At 55.2% G+C, this 2,207-nt stretch carries 3 protein-coding genes; all 3 read right to left on the bottom strand.

What is annotated here, in order from left to right:
• Positions 1-203: hypothetical protein (locus XalbCFBP2523_RS15680; protein ID WP_146084142.1), on the bottom strand; the 203-nt coding region annotated here is incomplete at its 3' end.
• Positions 204-291: 88 nt separating this feature from the next.
• Positions 292-711, bottom strand: coding sequence for a hypothetical protein (locus tag XalbCFBP2523_RS16510; protein ID WP_146084141.1), 420 nt, complete (start codon positions 709-711; stop codon positions 292-294).
• An 8-nt stretch (positions 712-719) separates the two neighbouring features.
• Positions 720-2,207 (bottom strand): RHS repeat domain-containing protein (locus tag XalbCFBP2523_RS15675; protein ID WP_146084140.1); only part of this gene is annotated, 1,488 nt, incomplete at its 5' end.

Genomic DNA, 2,207 nt, shown 5'->3' with positions numbered 1-2,207 from the left:
CTGGTGCGCTGGCTGGCCATCGCCACCGCCTCCAATGCGCTCAGCGCCGGCTGCGCCGGTTGGGCACCGGGCGCCCGCCAGCGCGCATCGGTATTGTCCTGGCCCGGACGCCAGGTGCCATCGGCCAGCAGCGCATGCGCCCGGCACGGCAACGGGTGCGATTGGCCGCAGCCCAACAGCGTCGCCGATGGTCGCGCCGTCACGCCAGGCGCCTGCACGGTGGGCGCCGCCGCATCAAAGGATTATTGTACTGTTTAAATTACAGACTCTCAAAAATTCTCCCAAAGCCCTTCAAACATTTAGCCTATTTTTAAACAATTTAAGGCACAGAAATAACCCAATAAAGACGCCAACCCCAATGCAAGCATAAAAAGACCAATCCAAGCTTTGAATGCCGAAAATAAAATTCCTAAATAAAGTGCCTAGCGCCATAGCAATGGCGACACAGGAAACCCCTGCATACAACTGAAATGGCTGGCCAACCATATCAAGCCTGCCACTTATACTTGGATAATCCCAAAAAAATTCACTATCCATCATATAATTACTCATTGCACAAGTAAAAATAACGCCAACCATAGCCAATAAGGAAATCAAACCCAAGCCAAAGCAATTAAAATTATAATATTCAAATCCAGGAAGAACCCTGGAAAAAATCGACCCCACCAAAGAAATGAATAGCACCACTATATTAAAAAATCTCCAGCTCATTATTTCACCTAGAAATTATGAGTTAACTCAATGCCAACTGAAACCGAACCTTCTAAACCCTCCACGTAGCGAGGCCCATAATCGGACTGTCCGGATGCACCACCATATTCACTCCATGACACGCGACCATAATTATCTATGGCTTGTGTCCCACCATATGTCCTATCATAACCAACACCTATTGGCCCAACTGCCACTCCACCATTTGCAAAAACGCCGATGCTATTTGATCCACTACATGCATTTGGATCCGGAGGCCCTCCCAAAGGATCAACTGAAAGACCACCACCAGCACCGACACCTCCGCGAAAACCTATTGATTTGAGTTCAAAGCCCTCTCCCGAAACAACAATAGCACCACCAGGCCCGAAAGGACCAAACACTTCGGTTGGAATATACCCACCAATAGAAAAACTCCAAAGACCTAGTGGATCAAGGTGATCAATTGGCCTTACAGCGACATAGCTGTAACCATTCACCCCGCCAGCCAACTTAATTGGATCCTCACTAATGAACCGCCCCAACTCCGCCGTATAATACCGCGCACGGTAGTAATACAACCCACTCTGGTCGTGCTCGCGCCCGGTGTATTGATACGGGTTGCTGTAGCTCGTGCTGCTCTGCGTGGTCGCGCCGTAGGGATCGTAGTCGTAGCGCTGCACCGCATTGCCATTCGTGTCGGTCAGCAATCGTGTGCTGCCCAATGCGTCGGTCAGGAAATAAGTGCGTCCACCGTTGTCATCGCGCGCGTAGCGTTCGTCGATGCCCGGGCCCGTCAGGATCGGGTTGATCGTCGTGCCTTGCGTCTCCTGCACGGTATTCAGACCGTCGTACAGGTATTGCGTGGTGCTGCCGTTCTCTGTCCTGGCGCTGCGACGACCCAGTGCGTCGTAGCTGTAGCTGGCGATGACAGTCCCGCCCTGCGTGATCTGGCTCAGGTGGTCGCGGTCGTCCCAGGTGTAGGTTCTCGTGCCATCACTGAGCAGGTGGCCGTCGGCGTCGTAGCTGCGGGCGTTGCCGTTGGCCTGGGTCTGTCGGTTGTTGTCGTCGAAGGTATTGTTGGTGCTGGCTGGTGGCAACGCCTGCGGCGCGTGGCTACCGGTCTGCGCCACCAGTTGCCCTCGGCTGTCGTAGCCATAGCCCAGGCTTCCCAGTGCCGCTTGCCCCGCCTTGCCCCAGGCCAGGCCCGTCACTTGATTGGCGTCGTTGTACACGTACACCGTCTGCACCTGGTTCGGCAGCGTCTTGCTGCTCAGCCGGTTGGCGTTGTCGTAGGCGAAGCTCACCGTGTCGCTCCCCTGGGCAATGCCGGTCAGGCGGTTGCCGTCATCATAGGCATAGTTCACTTTCGTCTGCGTGGCCGCCTGCATGCTGGTGCGCCGGCCTACCGCGTCGTAGCCGTACACGATGCTACCCTGCGGGCCGTTGGCCTGGGTCACCTGGTCGAAGCCGTCGTAGCTCCAGTTCAACGTGCCCGACAGGCTGTCGGACAGCGC

The organism is Xanthomonas albilineans, assembly GCF_002939705.1.
Taxonomy (GTDB): Bacteria; Pseudomonadota; Gammaproteobacteria; order Xanthomonadales; family Xanthomonadaceae; genus Xanthomonas_A; species Xanthomonas_A albilineans.
This window is presented reverse-complemented; position numbering and strand designations above follow the sequence as displayed.

Excerpts from the sequence above, each read along its gene's own strand:
- XalbCFBP2523_RS16510 (WP_146084141.1), bottom strand. The coding sequence starts at position 711 with ATGAGCTGGAGATTTTTTAATATAGTGGTGCTATTCATTTCTTTGGTG.